Origin of the sequence: Sandarakinorhabdus cyanobacteriorum (assembly GCF_002251755.1) — a bacterium.
Classification (GTDB): domain Bacteria; phylum Pseudomonadota; class Alphaproteobacteria; order Sphingomonadales; family Sphingomonadaceae; genus Sandarakinorhabdus; species Sandarakinorhabdus cyanobacteriorum.
In genome coordinates this window covers 109,437-127,639 of sequence record NZ_NOXT01000120.1, presented here as the reverse complement: position 1 = coordinate 127,639, position 18,203 = coordinate 109,437, and the positions used below count along the sequence as shown (strand labels likewise).

The window sequence follows — 18,203 nt, the reverse complement described above, 5'->3', positions numbered from 1 at the left end:
CAACGCCCTGACAGGAAGGCTCATGAATAAGGCGGGTTAATACTTTAGCGGAGGCAGCTTTAGAAGGCGCGGACGAAGACGAACGGGTGCAGGGACCGCGTACCTGCCCGCCGGAGGCCAGCCTTCGCTTGGCCCTCAGCCCTTCAGCGCATCCGCGATCAGCGCCCGGCTCTGCGCCAGGCCATAAAGCGCGATGAACCCGCCCATGCGGGGGCCGTTTTCGCTGCCGATAAGGATTTCGTAGAGCGATTTGAACCAGTCCCGCAGGTTCGAATAGCCGGCGGCCTTGCCGGCTTCGTAGACTTCGAACTGATAGGCTTCCGCATCGGCCTCTTCGCCGACGGCGGCCAGGCGCGCATCGAGATCGCGAAGGGCGGACGCTTCGGTCACCGTCGGCACGCGGCGCTTCAGGCCTGGCACCACGAAATCGCGCGCGTAAGCCGCGGCGTGGTGGACCAGCCGGTCGAGCATCGGGTGGGTTTCGGGCGACGAACCCGGTGCATATTTCTTGACGAAGCCCCACAGCCGCGCCGGATCATCGGTGGCGGCGACGGAGGCGAGGTTCAGCAGCAGCGAGAAGCTGACCGGCAGGGCGGCGGCGGGCGGCTTGCCTTCGTGGATATGGTGCACCGGGTTGCCGAGCTGCTGTTCCAGCGGCTGTTCGGGATAGCGGCCGAGGAAATCGGCATAATCCTCGATGGCGCGCGGGATCACGTCATAATGCAGCCGCTTCGCCTTCCTGGGGTTCTGATACATGTAGAGCGCCAGGCTCTGCGGCGGGCCGTAATCCAGCCATTGTTCGATGGTGAGGCCGTTGCCCTTGGACTTGGAAATCTTCTGCCCCTCGGCATCGAGGAACAGCTCATAATTGAAGCCGGCGGGCGGATTGCCGCCCAGCGCGCGCACGATCTTGCCGCTGAGGATGACGCTGTCGATCAGATCCTTGCCGGCCATTTCATAATCAACGCCCAGCGCCAGCCAGCGCATCGCCCAATCCACCTTCCACTGCAGCTTGCAGTGCCCGCCGGTGACGGGAACCGTGACCTCCTCGTCGGTGCCGGGGCGGATGTAGGTGACGGTGCCGGCCGCCACATCGCGGGCGATGATCGGCACCTGCAGCACCGTGCCCAGCACCGGATCGACCGGCAGGAACGGCGAATAGGTGGCGCGCCGTTCGGGGCCCAGCGTCGGCAGGATGATGCCCATCACATCATCATAATGGGCCAAAATCTTCAGCAGCGTCGCATCGAACATGCCGCTGGCATAGCATTCGGTGGACGACATGAACTCGTAATCAAAGCCGAAGCTGTCGAGAAAGGCGCGCAGCCGGGCATTGTTGTGCTGGCCAAAGCTGGGGTGGGTGCCGAACGGATCGCGCACCTTTGTCAGCGGCTTGCCCAGGTCTTCGCGCAGCATCTCCGGGTTGGGGATGCCGTCGGGCACCTTGCGCAGCCCGTCCATATCATCCGAAAAGGCGATCAGGCGGGTCTTCACCCCCGGCGCCATCGCTTCAAAGGCGCGACGCACCATGGTGGTGCGCACCACTTCGCCAAAGGTGCCGATGTGCGGCAGGCCCGACGGGCCATAGCCGGTTTCAAAGATCACCGCCTGCCCGGCGGGCACGCCGTTCGGGTAACGGGCGAGGATCTTGCGGGCTTCCTCGAACGGCCATGCCTTGTTTTCCAGGGCGGCGGCTTGAAGGGTTTCGGTGGTGATGGTCATGGCTTTTGGCTATCGCTTGGCTTTGCCCCCCTGTGACGACTGATGGCCATGAGTGCAACAGAATCCAGCGATCGCGGCAGCGAACGTGGCATGGCCATCCCGGCGCTGGTGGCCAGCCATGCCGGCGTGTGGATTGGCGATGCCAGCGGCCAGGTGCGCGGGTTGAGCCGGGGGGAGGCGATTGCCCGGGCCGGCGATTCGCCCCACCTGCTGCTGAATGCGCCGGTCACCGCCAGCCGGCTGGGGCTGGGCGAATTGTCGGGCCTCGATCTGCTTGAGCTGTTCGCCTTCCTGTTTCCGGCGCGCTTTGCCATACCAACGCCGCGCGGGCTGGCCGCCGCGCTGGGCATCGCGCCGCCGGGGCACGAGGGCGACGCCGCATTCCTGCAGCGCGCGGCCGCCGCCCTGCTTGCCGTGCCGGGCCAGGCCGATTGGGCGCAGCGCCACGGTGCGTGGACGAGCCTGCAAAGCCTGATCCGCCAGCGCTGGGCCTGGGCCCCGCATCTGGCCCGGCTGATCGACAAGCCCAAGGCGCCCGAACGCCATGTGTTTCAAACCCTGCCCAAGTGGGAAGAGGCGCCCAGCCGCCCGGCTCCCCGTGTCGTGCTGCTGGATGAGGGCGAGGTGGAGGGCGAACTCGCCCGGCTGGTCGGGCCGGCGGCCGAGACCCGCGAGGGCCAGCGCGCCTATGCCCGCGCCGCGGCCAGGGCCTTTGCGTCGCGGCAGGAGGCTGGCCGCCCGCACATGGTGCTGGCCGAAGCCGGCACCGGGATCGGCAAGACCCTGGGCTATCTCGCCCCCGCGTCACGCTGGGCGGCCGAAGCCGATGGCGCGGTGTGGGTGGCGACCTATACCAAGGCGCTGCAACGCCAACTGGATGCCGAAACCCAGCGCATCTGGCCCGATCCGCAGGTGCGCCGCGCCAAGGTGGTGGTGCGCAAGGGGCGCGAAAATTATCTCTGCCTGCTCAATCTGGAAGATGCGGTGCAGGGCGGCTTTGGCGGGCGCGCGGCGGTGTTTGCCCGGCTGGCCGAACGCTGGGCCGAATATAGCCGCGATGGCGACATGGTGGGCGGCGATCTGCCCGGCTGGCTGCCGCCGCTGTTTGGCCGCACCAGCTTTGCCGGCCTCACCGATCGGCGCGGCGAATGCATCTATGCCGCCTGCCCGCATTATCGCAGCTGCTTCATCGAACGCGCCACACGGGCCAGTGCGGGGGCCGATCTGGTGATCGCCAACCATGCGCTGGTGATGATCAACGCCGCGCGCGGCCGGGCGGAAGGGGCCGGCCTCAATCGGCTGGTGTTCGATGAAGGCCATCATCTGTTCGATGCCGCCGATGCGACCTTCGCAGTCGCCTTGACCGGCCGCGAGGCGGTGGAGCTGAAAAACTGGCTGCTCGGCCCCGAACGGGCTGCCGGAAGGGGGCGCCGGCGCGGGCTGGCTGCCCGTCTGGCGGATTGCATCAGCTATGATGACGAGGCGGCGTTGGCCGTGGAGGCGGTGGCCGAAGCCGCCCGCGCCCTACCCAATGATGCCTGGTTGGCGCGGGTGGCCGGCGATACCGGCGACACCGCAATCGAGCGGCTGCTGGCCGCCGTGCGCGCCCAGGTGTTGGCCCGCGCCCCGGCCGACGAGGCGGACAGCGGCTATGGCCTGGAAACCGAAGTTGCCGAAGTGTCCCCCCGGCTGGTGGAGGCAGCGGCCGATGCGGCGGCGGCCTTGCAGAAGCTGGCGCGGCCGATGGCGCAGCTGGATGGCCGGCTGGCGCTGCTGCTGGATGATCCGCCCGATTGGCTGGATGGCGGGGCGCGGGCGAGGGTGGAGGGCGCGCGCGCCGGCCTGCAGTTGCGGGCGGGCCTGATCACGGCATGGACGGCGCTGCTCGCCCGCCTGGGTGGCCCGGCCGATGTCGATTTCATCGATTGGCTCGAAATCGTCCGCGCCGATGGCCGGTTGCTTGATGTTGGCATTCAGCGCCGCTGGCTGGATCCGATGCGGCCCTTTGCCGGCGCGGTGCTGGAGGGCGCGCATGGCGTGCTCGTCACCTCCGCCACCCTGCGCTCCCGCCCCGACGCGCTTGCCGATGATTGGCGCGATGCCGATGCCCGCACCGGGGCGGTGCATCTGCCGGGCCCCGCCCTGCATTTCGCCGCCGCCAGCCCGTTTGACTATGCCGCCCAGGCCCAGGTGCTGATCGTCACCGATGTGCGCCCGCGCGATGTGGCGGCGCTGGCCCATGCCTATCGCGCCCTGATCGAGGCGGCGGGCGGCGGCACGCTCGGCCTGTTCACCGCCATCGCCCGGCTGCGCGCCGTGCATGCCCGGCTGGCCGATCCGCTCGCCCGCGCTGGCCTGCCGCTCTATGCCCAGCATGTCGATCCGATCGACACCGCCACACTGGTCGACATTTTCCGGGCCGAACCGGGGGCGAGCCTGCTGGGGACCGATGCCCTGCGCGACGGGGTGGATGTGCCGGGCGACAGCTTGCGCCAGGTCATCATGGAAGGCGTGCCCTGGCCGCGCCGCACCGTGCTGCACGCGGCGCGCCGGCTGGCGGGCGGCGGCAACGCCTTTGATGATCGCGTCACCATGGGCCGGCTGGCGCAAGCCTTTGGCCGGCTGATCCGCCGTGCCGATGATCGCGGCCATTTCGTGCTGCTTGGGCCCGCCGTGCCGAGCCGCCTGCTGGGGGCGTTCCCACCCGGCGTGCCGATCGAGCGGGTGACGCTGGACGAAGCCGTGACGCTTGTACGGGCCGGCGTGAAGGCTGGCAAAGCTCTGCCTGATGTGCCAAGCCTTGGCCCGCAATGAAGACGCTCATCCTCTTGCGGCACGCCAAATCGGGCTATGACGATCCGCTGCTGCGCGATTTCGACCGGCCGCTGAATGACCGCGGCCGCCGCGCCGCGATGAAGGTCGGCCAATGGCTGGGCGCCGCCATCCGCAAGGGGGAAATGCCCGATCCCAAGCTGGTGTTTGCTTCGCCGGCGGTGCGGGTGCGCCAGACGATCGAAGGGCTGGAGGCCGGGGTCAACCACCCGCTCGCCCCGGTCTATGAACAGCGCATCTATCTCAGTTCATCGGCCACGCTGATCGAATTGTGCGCCGGCTTTTCCGACGATCACCAGAACGCGATGCTGGTTGGCCACAATCCGGGGCTGGAGGATCTGCTGCTGGAACTGGTGCCGCCCGGCGGGGCGCTGCGGGCCGAGGCCGAGCTGAAATATCCCACCGCCACCCTCGCCCGGCTGGACATCGCCATCGACCGTTGGGCCCAGATCGACGGCGGCCGCGCGGAGTTGACCCGCTTCATCCGCCCCCGCGATCTCGATCCCAGCCTGGGGCCAGACGATTAGGCTCCTGCGCTCGGCCGCGCGGCCACCCGGTCGCGCCAGGCCGGCAGCCAGGTCAGGCCATCGGGCAACGGCTGGCCCACCTGCGCGCCGAATTCGACAAAGCAAAACAGCAGGATATCAGCCAGGGTGAAGCGGTCACCGCACACCCAGTCGCCCGCCATCAGCCCATCCAGCCACTGCAGCTTCTTCGCCGCAATCGCCTTCAACTCCTGGCCAGCCGCCACCGAGACGATCGGGAAGCGCGGTTCGAACATCGGCCGGCCTTCGGTGGCGCGGAAACCGTTGGCCATCGGCTCGCAATAGCCCAGATCGATGATCCGCACGCATTTGCGCGTTTCCGCCCGTTCTTCCGCCGTGGTGCCGATGATCGCCGGGGCAGGGTGCAGCTCCTCCAGATATTCGGCGATCACGGTGATTTCCGAAACCACCTGTCCGCTGTCCAGCGCCAGCGCCGGGGTGCCACCGGCCGGCACCTTCTTGATATAATCGCCCTGGCGGTTGTGGCCGGCCATGATGTCGATGGTCTCGGTCGGGATGGTCAGGCCCTTTTCCGCCATCGCCATGCGCACCACGCGCGGATTGGGGCCGATCGAATCATAAATCAGCATCGTCATTCTCCTGCAGTTCGCACCAGATCGATGGCACGCATGGATTGCACCGGATCATCGGCCGGCAATGGCCAGTCGCCGCGCCCGGTCACAAGCGCCACAAAGGCCGCCAGCTGGGCATCATAACTGCCCGGTTCGGCCGGGCTCGGAATATCCACCACGTCGCCGGCCGTCTCCAGCCTTATGCCATGGCCGCCGCGCTGCGGGGCGAGCGGATTGGCAACGGTCAGCACGCCCAGTTCGCCTTCGATCCGCAATTCCGCTCCGAACGGCGCCGCCATGTCGGGCCGCAACCCGCGCCGTCACCCCGCCCGCCAGGTCCAGCGTGGCGGCAAAGGCGCCATCGGCCTGCCGCTCGCGCCGCATCACCACGTTGCGCGCCCGCACCGGTTCGCCGGCCACGGCGCGCACCCAGGTCAGCGGATAGACGCCCAGATCCATCAGCGCGCCGCCGCCCAGCCCGGCCTGCCAGCGGAATTCGGCCGCATCGGTCTTCACCGGCGCGTTGAACCAGGCCTCCACATGGCGCACCCGGCCCAGCGCCGGCAGATGCTGCGCCACGATGGCCCAGAAGGCGTGGCAGCGGCTGTGCTGCGCCTCCACCATCACCACACCCGCAGCTGCCGCTTGCGCCAGCAGGGTTTCGGCCTCGGCCGCGTTCAGCGTGAACGGCTTTTCCACCAGGCAGGGCTTGCCGGCGGCGATGGCCAGCCGCGCCTGTTCCAGGTGGAAGGCTGGCGGGGTGGCGACATAGATGGCATCAATATCGGGATCGGCCACCATCGCGGCATAATCGCCAAAATGCCGGGCGATGCCGTGGGTGGCGGCATAATCGGCGGCGCGGCCCGCATCGCGCGACGCCACGGCGGCCACCACCACATCATCGCGGGCCCGCGCCGGCGCGATCATGGCATAGGTCGCCACCCGCGCCGCGCCGATGATCCCGATGCGCAGGGTCATGATTGCAACGCCGCCACAATGCGCTCCTGCGCTGCCTTGTCGATGGTCCAGCCCCAGGCCAGCCAGGCCGCGCCCACCGCCGCGATGATTGGCGGAAACAGGAAGAGGTAAACCAGCCCCTCGATGGCCGACGCCGTGTTGCCGGCACCCAGCTTGGCATCAAAGCCCACGGCATCCAGCACGATATAGGCCAGCCCCACGGGAATGGCGTAACCGATCTTCTGCACCCCCATCAGCACGGCATAATAAAGCCCGGCATTGTTGCGCCCGGTGGCCAGCGTTTCGGCGTCGGTCACATCGGCCAGCATGGCGCGCACCAGGAAGGGCGGCGCCACCGCCGGCAGCCCGGCCAGCAGCATGCCCAGCGCCGCCAGCCAGAAATCCGCCCGTGGCGCCAGCACCAGTGCGGCGTGCAGCAGGGCATAGCTGCCGATCGACCAGGCCACGGCCTGGTGTTTCGAGGTGCGCCGCGCCACCCAGCTCCACAGCGGCGCGCCGATCAGCCCGGCAGCGAAATAGAACAGCAGCAACAGCCGCGCCTCGCTCACCGAAAAGCCGCGCGCCGCCTCGAAGAAGAACACCAGCAGCGCCCCGCCAAAGCCCGGCGGCAGGCTGGCGAGAAGATCGATCAGCATCACCCGGCCCAGCAGCGGCCGTTTCAGCGCGCCCCACATCGCCCGCCAGCCGTGATGTTCGGCTGCGGCCGGCTGGCCTTCCGGCACCCACAGGCTGGCGGCCACCAGCGTTGGCACCACCAGCGCGATCAGCACCCAGCCCATGGCGTGCACGCCCAGCCCCGCCGATGGTGCAAGGCCGAATCGCGGCCCCAGCCAGTTGGCCAGCGGTGGCACCGCCAGGATGGAAATCAGCGCCAGCATGTTGGCTGCCTGCCACCAGCCAAAGATGCGGCTGCGCTCGTGATAATCGGTCGAAAGCGACTGGCCCCAGCTGGTGTGGGCCACCTGCGCCGCCGAAAAACCGGCATACACCACGAACAGGCCGAAAAACGCCCGCAGTGGCGACAGGCCGGGCGCGGCAAAGAAGGTCAGCGCCAGCCCCAGCAGCATCACCAGCCCGCCAGCCAGAAGCCAGGGCCGGAACCGGCCGATGCGCGTCGCCGTGCGATCAATCCCGCGCCCGAACAGCACATCCAGCGGCAGGTCGATCCAGCGCACGGCGGAAAACAATATGCCGGTCAACGCCAGGTCCAGCCCCAGCGAGCCGGCATAATAAGGCGGCAGATACACCACCATCGGCAGGCCCACGCCGGTCAACGGCAGGCAGGGTGCGGCAAAGGCCGCCAGCGTCCGGCGTTTCAGATGCACTTCGGGCCCCTCCCCAGGGCCGCTGCACTCTGCGGTGGCCAGCGGCCGCGTGCAAGCCTGTGGAATGCGGCAGAGTCCGGCCTGCGGCCCTCTCCGCGGACGAATGTCAATCTTTGCAAGATGTCTGCGCGCGGCGCATTATGCCGCTTGACCATAAACCCCGACTTCACCGAGCATTTCGCGGCAAGAAACCGGGGGGTTCACATGCAGATCAAGTTCGCCGTGCTGGGCGCAGCCCTGCTCCTGTCGTCTGCCGCGCACGCCGCGCCGGCGCCGCCGATCGTGCCGCTCGGCCCGGCGGGCAGCAGCTATTTCATCAACATGTTCGGCGGCAGCGGGGCCGCGTTCGGGTCTGGCCCTGGCAGTGGCACCGTCCCCGGCGGGGATCCGGGCAGCAGCGCCGATTGGTCCATCGTCTATGGCGCCAGTCCGGCCCTGGCCCTCACCATGACCGGCGGTGGCAGTGGCAGTCTCTTCCTGCGCTACACCTTTGCCATCACCGCCAACAGCCAGCAGGCGTTTGATGATTTCAACGCCTTCCTCCTGCTTGATCCCAAAAACGGCGCCGAACTCAACGGCTTCTACAGTGTTGATCTGGGCGATCAGTTCGAAGGCGTCGATGCCTTTGCCACGGTCGGCATCGATGCCGGCTTTGGCCAGGGGCGGTTCGAATGCCGCACCGATGCCGGACCCGGCCCCCACTGCACCGGCCTGACCGGCGGGGTGTACAACCAGCAGGCCTATGTCGCGACCGCGGCGCTGGTTGCCGATCCGGGCAATCTCAGCTTCTTTGGCCAGATCGCCATGGAAGCGTCCATCGTCAAGCTGTTCGGCGGCACCGCCCATGCCTTCATCGATCCGCTGATCAGCCTGCCGGCGGCCTATCTCGGCGGCGGCGGCAATGCCGCCAATTTCACCGTCAGCACCAGCCCCAATCTGAACACCGTGCCCGAACCGGCGAGCTGGGCGATGCTGATCGCCGGCTTTGGCCTCATCGGCGCAGTGGCCCGGCGCCGCCGCGCGGTTCAGGCCTGATCAGGCATCACCAACCGGCGCTTCAAGCAACCGCCCGCCGCCGCGCCGCCAGCGCCTTCAGGGCATGGTCGAGCCGGCCCAGCACCTCGGCGTGCAAGGCGGGCGTTGCCGCGGCCAGGCCATGCACCAGCGGCTGCGGCTGGTTGAAGCGCAAAGGCGCCCCATGCCGGTCGGTCACGGTGCCGCCGGCTTCGATCAGGATCAGGCTGGCGGCGGCCACATCCCATTCCGCCACGCTGCGCCCTTCCATCCAGGCATCGGCCTCGTCGGCGGCCAGCATCGCCATCCGCAAGGCAAGACTGTTCGGCTTGGCCACCGCCGTGCCCGGCCAGGGCGAAGGCCAGAAACTGGCATTCAGGTTGGGCGGATCAATGGGCAGGCGCACCCCTTCCAGCGTGGCGAGGCTCGACACCTGCAAACGCCGGCCGTTCAGGGTGGCGCCCTCACCGGCACTGGCGGCATAGAGGCGCTGCTGCGCCGGGGCGGCCAGCACGGCCACCTGCACCGCGCCATCCTCCACCAGCGCCACCGAAACCGCCCAGCCGCTGCGGCCGCGCAGGAAATCGCGGGTGCCATCAATGGGATCGACCACCCACAGCCGGCGCTTGTCCAGCCGGGTCGCGGTGTCGGCACATTCTTCCGACAGCCAACCATCATCGGGCCGGGCGGCGGCGATCACGCCCTTCAGATAGGCGTTCACCGCCATGTCCGCCTCGCTCACCGGGCTGCCGTCGGCCTTGGCCCAGCTGCGTCCCCGCCCGCCGAAATGGCCCATGGCGATGGTGGCGGCGTTGCCGGCAATCTCGGCGGCGAGGGCCAGGTCAGCGGCACGCTGCGTCAACTGCCAGCCCTCAACTGCCTGCCACCATCATGCCATCGACGCGCAGGGTGGGCGCGTTGCTGGCGTGGCGGAAGGCCAGATCATTGCCGGCGACAAGGCGGGCAAACATGTCGATCAGATTGCCGGCGATGGTGATTTCCGCCACCGGGCGGGTGATCTCGCCATTCTCGATCAGGAAGCCGCTGGCGCCCCGGCTGTAATCGCCGGTCAGGCCGTTGACACCCATGCCGATCAGCTCGGTGACCAGCACGCCCTGTTTGATGTCGGCCATCAGTTTGGCCGGGGTCAGCGTGCCGCCTTCCAGGTGCAGGTTGCTGGTGCCGGCGCCCGGCGGCCCCGACGTGCCCCGGCTGGCATGGCCGGTGGGTTCCAGGCCCAGCTGGCGGGCGCTGGCCGAATCGAGCAGCCAGGTGGTCAGCACGCCATCTTCGATGATGGCGGTGCGGCGCGTCGCCAGCCCCTCGCCATCAAAGGCGCGGCTTCTGAGGCCGCGCAGGCGCAGCGGATCATCGATGATGTGGATGCCGGCCGGCAGGATGCGCTGGCCCATCTTGTCCTTCAGGAAACTCGTGCCGCGCGCGATCGCGCTGCCGGTGATGGCGCCGGCGAGATGGCCCAGCAGCGAGGTGGCGATGCGCGGATCAAACAGCACCGGCATGGCGCCCGAATTCAGCTTGATCGGGTTCAGCCGGCTGACGGCCCGTTGGCCGGCGCGGGCGCCGATGATGTCGGGCGATTCCAGATCGGCCAGATGGCGGGCGCTGTGCCAGGCATAATCGCGCTGCATGTCACCGCCGCTGCCGGCCACGACCGAGGCCGAGGTGCCATGGCTGGTGGAGCGCTTGGCGCCGCGAAAGCCGGTGGAGGTGGCCAGCGCCATCACCACGACGCCGGCCGATGCGCCGCCGCCCTCGCTGTTGGTCACGCCCGGCACGGCGCGCGCCGCATCCTCAGCCGCCAGTGCGCGGGCCTTCAGCTCGGCCGAACTGGGCTCGGCCGGATCATCAATGTCGAGATCGGCAAACGGTCCGCTGGCCAGACGATCGGCCGGGGCCAGGCCGGCGAAGGGATCATCGGGGGCCAGCCGCGCCATCATCACCGCCCGCTCCGCCGCTTCAATGAGGGCGGCGGCGGACAGATCGGAGGATGAAACGCTGGCCGACCGGTTGCCGACAAACACGCGGATGCCCACCTCCTCGCCTTCGGAGCGGCCAACATCCTCCAGCTGGCCCAGCCGGACCGAGACCGAGGTGGATCCATCGCCGACATAGAGCGCATCGGCAGCATCGGCGCCGGCGCGCTTTGCGGCGGCAAGGGCGGCATCAAGCCGGTTCAGGGCATCAGCGGGGGACAGCATGACCAAGATGTAGGGATGGGCAGGGCCGGTGTCACGGCCTATTCACGCGCGCTTTTGTCGCTTTCGTGCAATTCAAACCCGGCAAACGCGCCGATAACGATGTGGGTCGGATGCCGGTGCTGGGTGGGCCAGCCGGGATCAAACAGGGTGCAGCGCGGGGTCGAGACCAATCCGGTCCGGCCCCGCAGCCATTTTTGGCTTCAGGCCAAGCCCACCGCCGCGCAGGCCGCCGCCAGCAGCGCCCCGGCCCAGCGGTTCGCGCGGAACAGCGTGAGCGCGGTTTCGGGCACCGGATCCGCCAATTTTGCCACCTGCCAGCCAAAATGTGCCACCAGCGGCAGCAAGGCGGCCACCGCCAGCGGCTGCGCGGCCACCAAATAGAGCGAAATTGCCCACAAGATCAAGGCGATGGCGTAGAATACCGCCACGCCCACCCGCGCCCTGCCGCCCAGCGCCCGCGCCGAACTCTTGATGCCAGCCAGGGCATCATCCTCGATATCCTGCAGGGCATAGATGGTGTCATAACCCAGGGTCCAGGCGATGCCGCCAGCCCACAGCAGCCACATGGCGGGATCGGTGATCGGCGCCACCGCCGCCCAGCCAACCAGCGCCCCCCAGTTGAAGGTCAGGCCCAGCCAGGCCTGCGGCCACCAGGTGATGCGCTTCATGAACGGGTAGGCGGCGACCGGAAAAAGACTCGCCAGCGCAACCAGTTGCGCGGTTGCGCGCAGCTGCAGCAACACGATGAGGCCGATCAGCGACAGCGCCACGGCAAAGGCCAGCGCCGCCTTCAATGATACCCGGCCCGCCGCCACCGGCCGCAGGCGCGTGCGCTCCACCTGGGCATCGAGATCGCGGTCGACAATGTCGTTCCACACGCAGCCGGCGCCCCGCATGGCCAGGCTGCCAAGGCCAAACCACAACAACAACAAGGGCTTGTGTTCCATCCCGCCGGCCAGCGCCAGCCCGGCGACGCACGGCCAGAACAGCAGCCAGGTGCCCGCCGGCCGGTCCATCCGCGCCAGCCGGGCATAATCCTGCGCCCGCGCCGGCAGCCAATCAATCCAGCCCTTCACGGCATCTGGTGTTATCGGGGCAGGGGGCGTAACCACGGGGCCCATGAGCGAAGAAGCGCCCCGTTTGTCAACCACGCCGCGGCTGTTCGTCACCGATGCCCTGGCCGCCGGCACCGCCATCACGCTGGACCAGCCGCAATCCCACTATCTTGCCAATGTGATGCGCCGCCAGCCCGGCGATCTGGTCCGCCTGTTCAACGGCCGCGATGGCGAATGGGCAGCGCGGGTGACATCGGTGGCGAAAAAGGCGGTGACGCTGGCCGCCGAATGGCAGAGCGCGCCGCAGCAGGCTGTGCCCGATCTCTGGCTCTGCGCCGCGCCGTTGAAAAAGGGCCGCATCGACTGGCTGGTGGAAAAGGCCTGCGAACTGGGCGTCGCCCGGTTGCAACTCGTCACCACCGCCCGCACGGTGGTGGACAAGCCGAACCGCGACCGGCTGCAGGCGCATCTGGTTGAAGCGGCAGAACAATCCGGCCGCACCGCCCTGCCCGAACTGCCCGAACCGGTCACGCTCGACCGGCTGCTGCGCGATTGGCCAGCGGGCCGTGTCCTGATCTTCGCCGATGAACAGGGTGGCACGCCCTTGGCCCGGGCCAAAGCGCCGGCGCCGGCCGCCATCCTGATCGGCCCGGAAGGCGGCTTCACCGCCCCGGAACGCGACGCCATCCGCGCCCATCCGGCCGTCGTGCCGGTCAGCCTTGGGCCCAACATCCTGCGCGCTGAAACCGCGGCGCTGGCCGCGGTGGCGGTGTGGCAGGCGCTGAACGGGCATTGAACCACAGGGCAAAAGCCGTCATCCTGCGCACCGCTGGCAACCGGGGGGACGGCCCATGCATCTGATTCTGCTCGCCGCGGCCGCAGCGATAGCGCCGCCAGCCTGGCTCTATCCTCAAAACATGGCGCCCGAAACACCTGCCAACGTGGCCACAACGATTACCGTTCCCGGCAGCCGGGTGACGGCCGATGCCGCAGTGCTGCATGATCGCGCCAAGGCAGTGAACTGGTTCCCGAACGATCAGCCGCCACCACCGGCTCGCGTGCTCAAGGCCCCGGCCGGCCAGTTTGCCTGCGCCTATTGCCATATGCCGAACGGCGTCGGCCACCCGCAGAACATCAGCATTTCGGGGCTGCCGGTGGATTATGTGGTGGCGCAATTTGCTGCCTTCCGCAGCGGCCAGCGCAAGGCGGCGCAAGCAGGCTATATCCCCAATGGCAGCATGACGCGCGTGGCCGGGCAGGTGCCCGATGCCGAACTGCTTGATCTTGCCCGCTATTACAGCCGCCTGCCCTATCGCAGCCTGATCCGTGTGCGGGAAGCGGCGCTGGCGCCCAAGGTGACGGCCAGCGGCCTTGTCTGGGTGCGTGCGCCAGGCCCGGCCGAGCCGATTGCCGGCCGCATCGTCGAACTGATGGACGATCCGGACGATTCGATCCGCCACAATCCACGCGGGCGCACCACCGCCTTCGTGCCGCCGGGCAGCATCGCCCGCGGCCGCCGCATCGCTGCCGATCTGGGCTGCATGGCCTGCCATACCCAGATGCTGGGCGGCTGGGGACCGGGCCGGTCGCCCAGCTATATCGTCCGCCAGCTGCTCGCCATCCGCAACCGCGCCCGCACCGATCCGGGCGCCGAAACCATGCAGCCCATCGCCGATCAACTCAGCCTGGATGACATGGTGGCGGTGGCGGCGTGGATGGGGGCAGGGGCCAAGCCCTAGGGCGTCACCCGTATCACCCGCTCCGCCTCCTGCAACACGCGGGGGCGGCTCCAGGCAAAGGGCACATACTGGCCGGTGGCCCAGCGCGGGAACAGGTCGCGATAATGCGGGCTGGCCGGATCGCCGGACTGGCCGGGCGTGTTGATGGCCATCGAATTGTCCCACTGGCCGACATCCATCACCAGGCGCACCGATGCGCCCGACGCGACATGCCAGTCGGCGGCCGGCCCCATCGCCATCGGCGTCGAACCGCTGCCGCCGATGGGCAGCGGGCCGACCCGGCGTTCGGCATCCCGGCCGGCAATCGGCAACGCCGGCCGGAAATCGGCGACATGCAGCGCGCCCCAGCGCCACTTGGCCGGATCAGTGCCCAGCAGGCGGCTGGCCTCGGCAAAGGCGCTGCCCAGCGAGTCCAGCAGGATGGCGCTGCGCTGCTCCGGCGTGACCAGTTTTGCCTCTTCCAGCACCGGCAGCACGGTGCCGATGCCGGTGCGGCCAAATCCGGCCTGCATCGCCGCCGGCACGATGGCCTTCACCGCGGCGCCGGGCAGATGGGTGCGCGCCCAGATTTCATACAGCGCGGCGGCAGCCGAATCCGGCCCTTCATGGCCATCCCAGCCGGTCAGCACGGCCAGCGCGCCGCGTTCATTGGCATCCCGGCCCACCAGCCCCGACAGCAGCGCCACCGCCCGGCGCGCCATCGGCGAGGTGGCATCATTCTGCAATGCCATCGCATCGGTGATGCCGAATTTGGGCTTGGCGGCAATCACTTCGGAAATGCGGGTGATGCGGCTGCGGTCGGCCCAGCTGTCCAGGCCGAGCAGATGCGGATAGCCGGCCGGCAGGTTCATCTCGTTGGCGGTGGCGATCCAGCCTTCGGCCGGATTGTGCTTCACCGGCATCAGGGTCGCATCCAGCAGGCCGGTCCAGCGGTGGGCCTTGCCCGCCGGCACCGGCAACAGGCCGTCGCCGGCAGCGCGCACCGGCACGAAGCCGCCCGGCGCCCAGCCGATATCGCCGTCCCGCCCGGCATACATGAGGTTCAAGGGCGGCGCCCCCCAATGGTTGCGGGCGACGAGGAAATCGTTCCAGCCGCGCGCCTGAAACGCCCAGGTGGCGTTGAAATAGGCCGAAGCGCCCGGCCGGTCCCAGGTGGCGCGCAAGGCAAAGCTGCGCCCCGACGCCGGGTCTTCGTGGATGATGGGGCCATCGGCACTGAACTTCATCACCACTTCGCGCGGGGCCTCGCCCTTCACGTCGATGGTCTCGCGCACCTCGGTCAGCGTCATGCCCTTGGGGTTCACCACCAGATCCTGTTGATCGATGGCAAAGATGGTGATGGCCCATGCCGAATCCTCGTTGTGGCCAAAGCTGATGCCGGGCAGGGCGGGTTCGCCGGCGCCGGCGATCTTCAGTTCCGGCGTGTCGATGTGGGAGAGATAGCGCAGATTGGGCACGCCGTGGGCGCGGTGGGGATCATTGGCCAGGATCGGCCGGCCGGTGGTGGAGCGGGCGCCGCTGATCACCCAGTTGTTCGATCCCTCGCGCACGTCAGGGTCCAGGCTGGCCAGCACCACCTTGCCGCCATCAAAGCGCACGTCGCCGGTGCCCAGCGCATAATCATCCAGCACCTTGTCGGGGATGCTGCACGGATCAAGGCCCTTGGGAATGGTGACCGGCCGGGCCGGTTCGATGGTGCGGCGCAGCGGTTCATGGCGGACATCGCCGCCGCACAGGGCGCGGGCGCGCGCCACCTCGCTGGCCAGATTGCTGGTCAATGCGTTGGATCGGATGCGCACCACATCATCGGCCTGCCAGCGTTCCGGCCTTGTGCCGGTGGCGGCAAATTCCATCGGCAACGGCGCCCGCCCGGCCTCGACCTCGGCCACATAGGCGTTGATGCCGGCCACGAAGCCTTCGGTCCAGCTTTTGGCGGATGGCGCATAGGCGACCCATTCCGCCGCCATGTCCCCGCGATAGAGGAACAGCCGGGCCGCCCGGTCCTGCGCGACATAGGCCGGCCCAAAGCTGGCCGACAGCCGGCCCAGCCCGCGCTTGCGCCACAGATCGATCTGCCACAGCCGGTCGCGCGCCACGGCATAGCCCTGCAGGAAAAACCCGTCGCGGGCGTTGGCGGCATAGATGTGGGGGATGCCGGCGCGATCGATGACGATCTCCCCCGGGGCCGACAGGCCGGGCAGTTGCCGGGCCTCGCTGAAGGCGCCGGGCGGCGGCTCCTGCGCGTGGGCGGTGGTGGCCAGCAGCAGGGCGGCGAAAACAGCGCGCATCATTCTGCGGCCAGCGCGGCGGCGGCCGGGGTGGCCTGGGGCCCGCGGATCAGGCCGCCGGGCAGGGCGCCGGTCATCTGCCCGTCGCGGAAGGTGACGACGCCGTTCTTGATGGTCGCGACATAGCCCTCGGCCCGCTGCAGCAGGCGCTTGCCGCCGGCCGGCAGGTCAAAGGCCAGCCACGGCTTGCCCAGTTGCAGCCGGTCAAGATCGATGATGTTGAAATCAGCCAGATAGCCGGGCGCGATCAGCCCGCGATCGTTGAGGCCATAAAGCCGGGCCGTGTCGTGGCACTGGCGGCGGATGGCGTTCTCAAGGGTGACCGTGCCGCGCGCCCGGTCACGCACCCAATGCTGCAGCAGATAGGTCGGGCTGGCGGCATCGCAGATGGTGCCGCAATGGGCGCCACCGTCCGACAGGGAGATGACCACGTCATCCCGGTGCAGCAGGCCATGGACGAAATCGAGATTGCCATCGGCATAGTTGAGGATGGGGAAATAGATGAAGCCGCTGCCATCACCCCGGCACAGCAGGTCATAGGCATATTCGGCCGGATCCTTGCCCGCGGCCTTGGCCATCGCCCAGATCGTCTCAGCCTGGGTCGGCTCATAATTGAAGGCGTCGGTCATCTCATATTGCAGCTGCCAGCCCAGCGCGACCGCCATCAGCAGCGGCAGCACATCGGTTTCAGGCCAGACATTCTCTTCCGCGAGCAGCCTCGCCTTGAAGGCCGGATCGGTCAGATGCGCCCATTGCTCGGCCCATGGCAGCGCCTCGATCGCCTGCCAGCTTGGCCGGAACTTGAACGGGTGCACGGTGCCGCGCCACGCCATCAATATGCCGTTCCCCCGGATGGCAATCTGGGCAACGATATTGGCCCCTTCGGCGTTGGCGCGCGCGGTCTCGGCCATCTGCTCTTCCCACGGCAGCTCCTTGGCGATGGACTGCAGCATGGCGAAGGTGACCGGCAGGCCGGTTTCCCGGCTCATTTCGGCCATCCAGCCAAATTCGTCCCATTCGCGCTTGAGGTCGCTCGCCATTTCGAACACGCCGTGGCCCACCTGGCCCATGGCGCGGCCGATCGCGATCAATTCGTCCTTCTCGGCCGTGGTGCCGGGCACCAGCTCGCCATCGATGCTCTTGTGCAGGATGGTGCGGCTGGTCGAAAAGCCCAGCGCCCCGGCCTTCACGCCTTCGGCCACGATCTCGGCCATGCGGGCAATGTCATCGGCGGTCGGCTTTTCATTGCGCGCACCGCGTTCGCCCATCACATAGGCCCGCACCGCGCCGTGCGGCACATGGGTGGCTACATCGATGGTGCGCGGCCGCTTTTCCAGCGCATCCAGATATTCGGGGAAGCTTTCCCAATCCCAGGTCATGCCTTCGGCCAGCGCGGTGCCGGGAATATCCTCCACCCCCTCCATCAGGCCGATCAGCCACTGGTGCCGGTCAGGCCGGGCCGGCGCAAAGCCGACGCCGCAATTGCCCATCACCACCGTGGTGACGCCATGCCAGCTGGATGGCGCCATTTCCGAATCCCAGGTCGCCTGCCCGTCATAATGGGTGTGAATGTCAACAAAGCCGGGGGTGACGATGCGGCCGGCGGCGTCAATCTCCTCCCGCCCCGGCGCGTTGATCTGGCCAACGGCGGTGATGCGCCCGCCATCCACGGCGATATCGCCCACAAAGCGCGGCCGGCCGCTGCCATCAACGATGGTGCCGCCACGGATGACCAGATCATGCATTGCCTTATCCTCCCCAGGATGGCGCGGAGGATGCCAGAAGCCGGCGCGGGGTCAAACTGGTCTGATGCGCAGGGTCACCCCCGCGGGGCGGCCGGCGGGGTTTCGGCCTGCTGCGGCCGCTCCGGATCGGGGGGGCAGGTGGCCCCAGCGGTCGGCATCCGGGGTCGGG

15 protein-coding genes are annotated in these 18,203 nt (G+C 68.5%); 5 read left to right on the top strand and 10 right to left on the bottom strand.

Features of this window, described 5'->3' with window-relative positions; genetic code table 11:
- Window positions 1-135 precede the first annotated feature (135 nt).
- On the bottom strand, window positions 136-1,722 hold the full coding sequence (locus tag CHU93_RS12940) for a lysine--tRNA ligase (protein WP_094474588.1): 1,587 nt from the start codon (window positions 1,720-1,722) through the stop codon (window positions 136-138).
- Between the two features lie 48 nt (window positions 1,723-1,770).
- Here CHU93_RS12940 and CHU93_RS12935 point away from each other — a divergent pair, with 48 nt between their 5' ends.
- Entirely contained in the window at window positions 1,771-4,536 is a 2,766-nt protein-coding gene (locus CHU93_RS12935) for an ATP-dependent DNA helicase (protein ID WP_243375666.1), read from the top strand.
- Complete coding sequence (locus tag CHU93_RS12930) at window positions 4,533-5,081, top strand: SixA phosphatase family protein (RefSeq protein ID WP_094474587.1); 549 nt, start codon at window positions 4,533-4,535, stop codon at window positions 5,079-5,081. Before CHU93_RS12935 ends, CHU93_RS12930 begins: the two co-directional genes overlap by 4 nt.
- Here CHU93_RS12930 and CHU93_RS12925 read toward each other — a convergent pair.
- The 4 genes from CHU93_RS12925 to CHU93_RS12915 are packed head-to-tail and all read right to left on the bottom strand — an operon-like array spanning window position 5,078 to window position 7,974.
- Window positions 5,078-5,695, bottom strand: coding sequence for a glutathione S-transferase family protein (locus CHU93_RS12925; protein ID WP_243375664.1), 618 nt, complete (start codon window positions 5,693-5,695; stop codon window positions 5,078-5,080). The genes CHU93_RS12930 and CHU93_RS12925 overlap by 4 nt on opposite strands.
- The gene (locus tag CHU93_RS17600) at window positions 5,692-5,847 is read right to left on the bottom strand and encodes a hypothetical protein (RefSeq protein ID WP_165768731.1); all 156 of its coding nucleotides are present in this window, start codon (window positions 5,845-5,847) and stop codon (window positions 5,692-5,694) included. Before CHU93_RS17600 ends, CHU93_RS12925 begins: the two co-directional genes overlap by 4 nt.
- Complete coding sequence (locus CHU93_RS12920) at window positions 5,810-6,649, bottom strand: Gfo/Idh/MocA family protein (protein WP_094474585.1); 840 nt, start codon at window positions 6,647-6,649, stop codon at window positions 5,810-5,812. Before CHU93_RS12920 ends, CHU93_RS17600 begins: the two co-directional genes overlap by 38 nt.
- Window positions 6,646-7,974, bottom strand: coding sequence for an MFS transporter (locus tag CHU93_RS12915; protein ID WP_094474584.1), 1,329 nt, complete (start codon window positions 7,972-7,974; stop codon window positions 6,646-6,648). The genes CHU93_RS12920 and CHU93_RS12915 overlap by 4 nt, the downstream gene beginning before the upstream one ends.
- A 204-nt stretch (window positions 7,975-8,178) precedes the next feature.
- Here CHU93_RS12915 and CHU93_RS18020 point away from each other — a divergent pair, with 204 nt between their 5' ends.
- Window positions 8,179-9,009 carry a PEPxxWA-CTERM sorting domain-containing protein gene (locus CHU93_RS18020; RefSeq protein WP_243375662.1) on the top strand — a complete coding sequence of 277 codons (831 nt, stop codon included), beginning with the start codon at window positions 8,179-8,181 and terminating at the stop codon, window positions 9,007-9,009.
- Window positions 9,010-9,031: 22 nt separating this feature from the next.
- On the opposite strand, the gene CHU93_RS12905 is transcribed toward CHU93_RS18020, so the two are convergent.
- From CHU93_RS12905 to ubiA, 3 genes are all read right to left on the bottom strand, one after another.
- Window positions 9,032-9,850, bottom strand: a complete 819-nt coding sequence (locus tag CHU93_RS12905; RefSeq protein WP_243375660.1) for an inositol monophosphatase family protein — start codon at window positions 9,848-9,850, stop codon at window positions 9,032-9,034.
- Window positions 9,851-9,860: 10 nt separating this feature from the next.
- Complete coding sequence (locus tag CHU93_RS12900; RefSeq protein WP_094474583.1) at window positions 9,861-11,207, bottom strand: TldD/PmbA family protein; 1,347 nt, start codon at window positions 11,205-11,207, stop codon at window positions 9,861-9,863.
- Between the two features lie 200 nt (window positions 11,208-11,407).
- Window positions 11,408-12,328, bottom strand: coding sequence for a 4-hydroxybenzoate octaprenyltransferase (ubiA, locus tag CHU93_RS12895; RefSeq protein ID WP_094474582.1), 921 nt, complete (start codon window positions 12,326-12,328; stop codon window positions 11,408-11,410).
- On the opposite strand from ubiA, the gene CHU93_RS12890 reads away from it, so the two are divergent.
- Together CHU93_RS12890 and CHU93_RS12885 are read left to right on the top strand one after the other, a co-directional pair.
- On the top strand, window positions 12,327-13,058 hold the full coding sequence (locus CHU93_RS12890; protein WP_094474581.1) for a 16S rRNA (uracil(1498)-N(3))-methyltransferase: 732 nt from the start codon (window positions 12,327-12,329) through the stop codon (window positions 13,056-13,058). The two genes, ubiA and CHU93_RS12890, sit on opposite strands and share 2 nt — an antisense overlap.
- A gap of 145 nt (window positions 13,059-13,203) precedes the next feature.
- On the top strand, window positions 13,204-14,001 hold the full coding sequence (locus CHU93_RS12885; protein ID WP_133064401.1) for a c-type cytochrome: 798 nt from the start codon (window positions 13,204-13,206) through the stop codon (window positions 13,999-14,001).
- On the opposite strand, the gene CHU93_RS12880 is transcribed toward CHU93_RS12885, so the two are convergent.
- Both CHU93_RS12880 and CHU93_RS12875 read right to left on the bottom strand, forming a co-directional pair.
- A complete protein-coding gene (locus tag CHU93_RS12880) occupies window positions 13,998-16,292 on the bottom strand; it encodes a penicillin acylase family protein (RefSeq protein ID WP_094474579.1) in 2,295 nt (764 codons plus the stop codon). The genes CHU93_RS12885 and CHU93_RS12880 overlap by 4 nt on opposite strands.
- Window positions 16,289-18,034 carry an N-acyl-D-amino-acid deacylase family protein gene (locus CHU93_RS12875; RefSeq protein WP_094474578.1) on the bottom strand — a complete coding sequence of 582 codons (1,746 nt, stop codon included), beginning with the start codon at window positions 18,032-18,034 and terminating at the stop codon, window positions 16,289-16,291. The genes CHU93_RS12880 and CHU93_RS12875 overlap by 4 nt, the downstream gene beginning before the upstream one ends.
- Window positions 18,035-18,203: the final 169 nt, after the last annotated feature.

Excerpts from the sequence above, each read along its gene's own strand:
- CHU93_RS12940 (WP_094474588.1), bottom strand. The coding sequence starts at position 1,722 with ATGACCATCACCACCGAAACCCTTCAAGCCGCCGCCCTGGAAAACAAG.
- CHU93_RS12935 (WP_243375666.1), top strand. The coding sequence starts at position 1,771 with ATGAGTGCAACAGAATCCAGCGATCGCGGCAGCGAACGTGGCATGGCC.
- CHU93_RS12930 (WP_094474587.1), top strand. The coding sequence starts at position 4,533 with ATGAAGACGCTCATCCTCTTGCGGCACGCCAAATCGGGCTATGACGAT.
- CHU93_RS12925 (WP_243375664.1), bottom strand. The coding sequence starts at position 5,695 with ATGACGATGCTGATTTATGATTCGATCGGCCCCAATCCGCGCGTGGTG.
- CHU93_RS12920 (WP_094474585.1), bottom strand. The coding sequence starts at position 6,649 with ATGACCCTGCGCATCGGGATCATCGGCGCGGCGCGGGTGGCGACCTAT.
- CHU93_RS18020 (WP_243375662.1), top strand. The coding sequence starts at position 8,179 with ATGCAGATCAAGTTCGCCGTGCTGGGCGCAGCCCTGCTCCTGTCGTCT.
- CHU93_RS12900 (WP_094474583.1), bottom strand. The coding sequence starts at position 11,207 with ATGCTGTCCCCCGCTGATGCCCTGAACCGGCTTGATGCCGCCCTTGCC.
- CHU93_RS12890 (WP_094474581.1), top strand. The coding sequence starts at position 12,327 with ATGAGCGAAGAAGCGCCCCGTTTGTCAACCACGCCGCGGCTGTTCGTC.
- ubiA (WP_094474582.1), bottom strand. The coding sequence starts at position 12,328 with ATGGGCCCCGTGGTTACGCCCCCTGCCCCGATAACACCAGATGCCGTG.
- CHU93_RS12880 (WP_094474579.1), bottom strand. The coding sequence starts at position 16,292 with ATGATGCGCGCTGTTTTCGCCGCCCTGCTGCTGGCCACCACCGCCCAC.
- CHU93_RS12875 (WP_094474578.1), bottom strand. The coding sequence starts at position 18,034 with ATGCATGATCTGGTCATCCGTGGCGGCACCATCGTTGATGGCAGCGGC.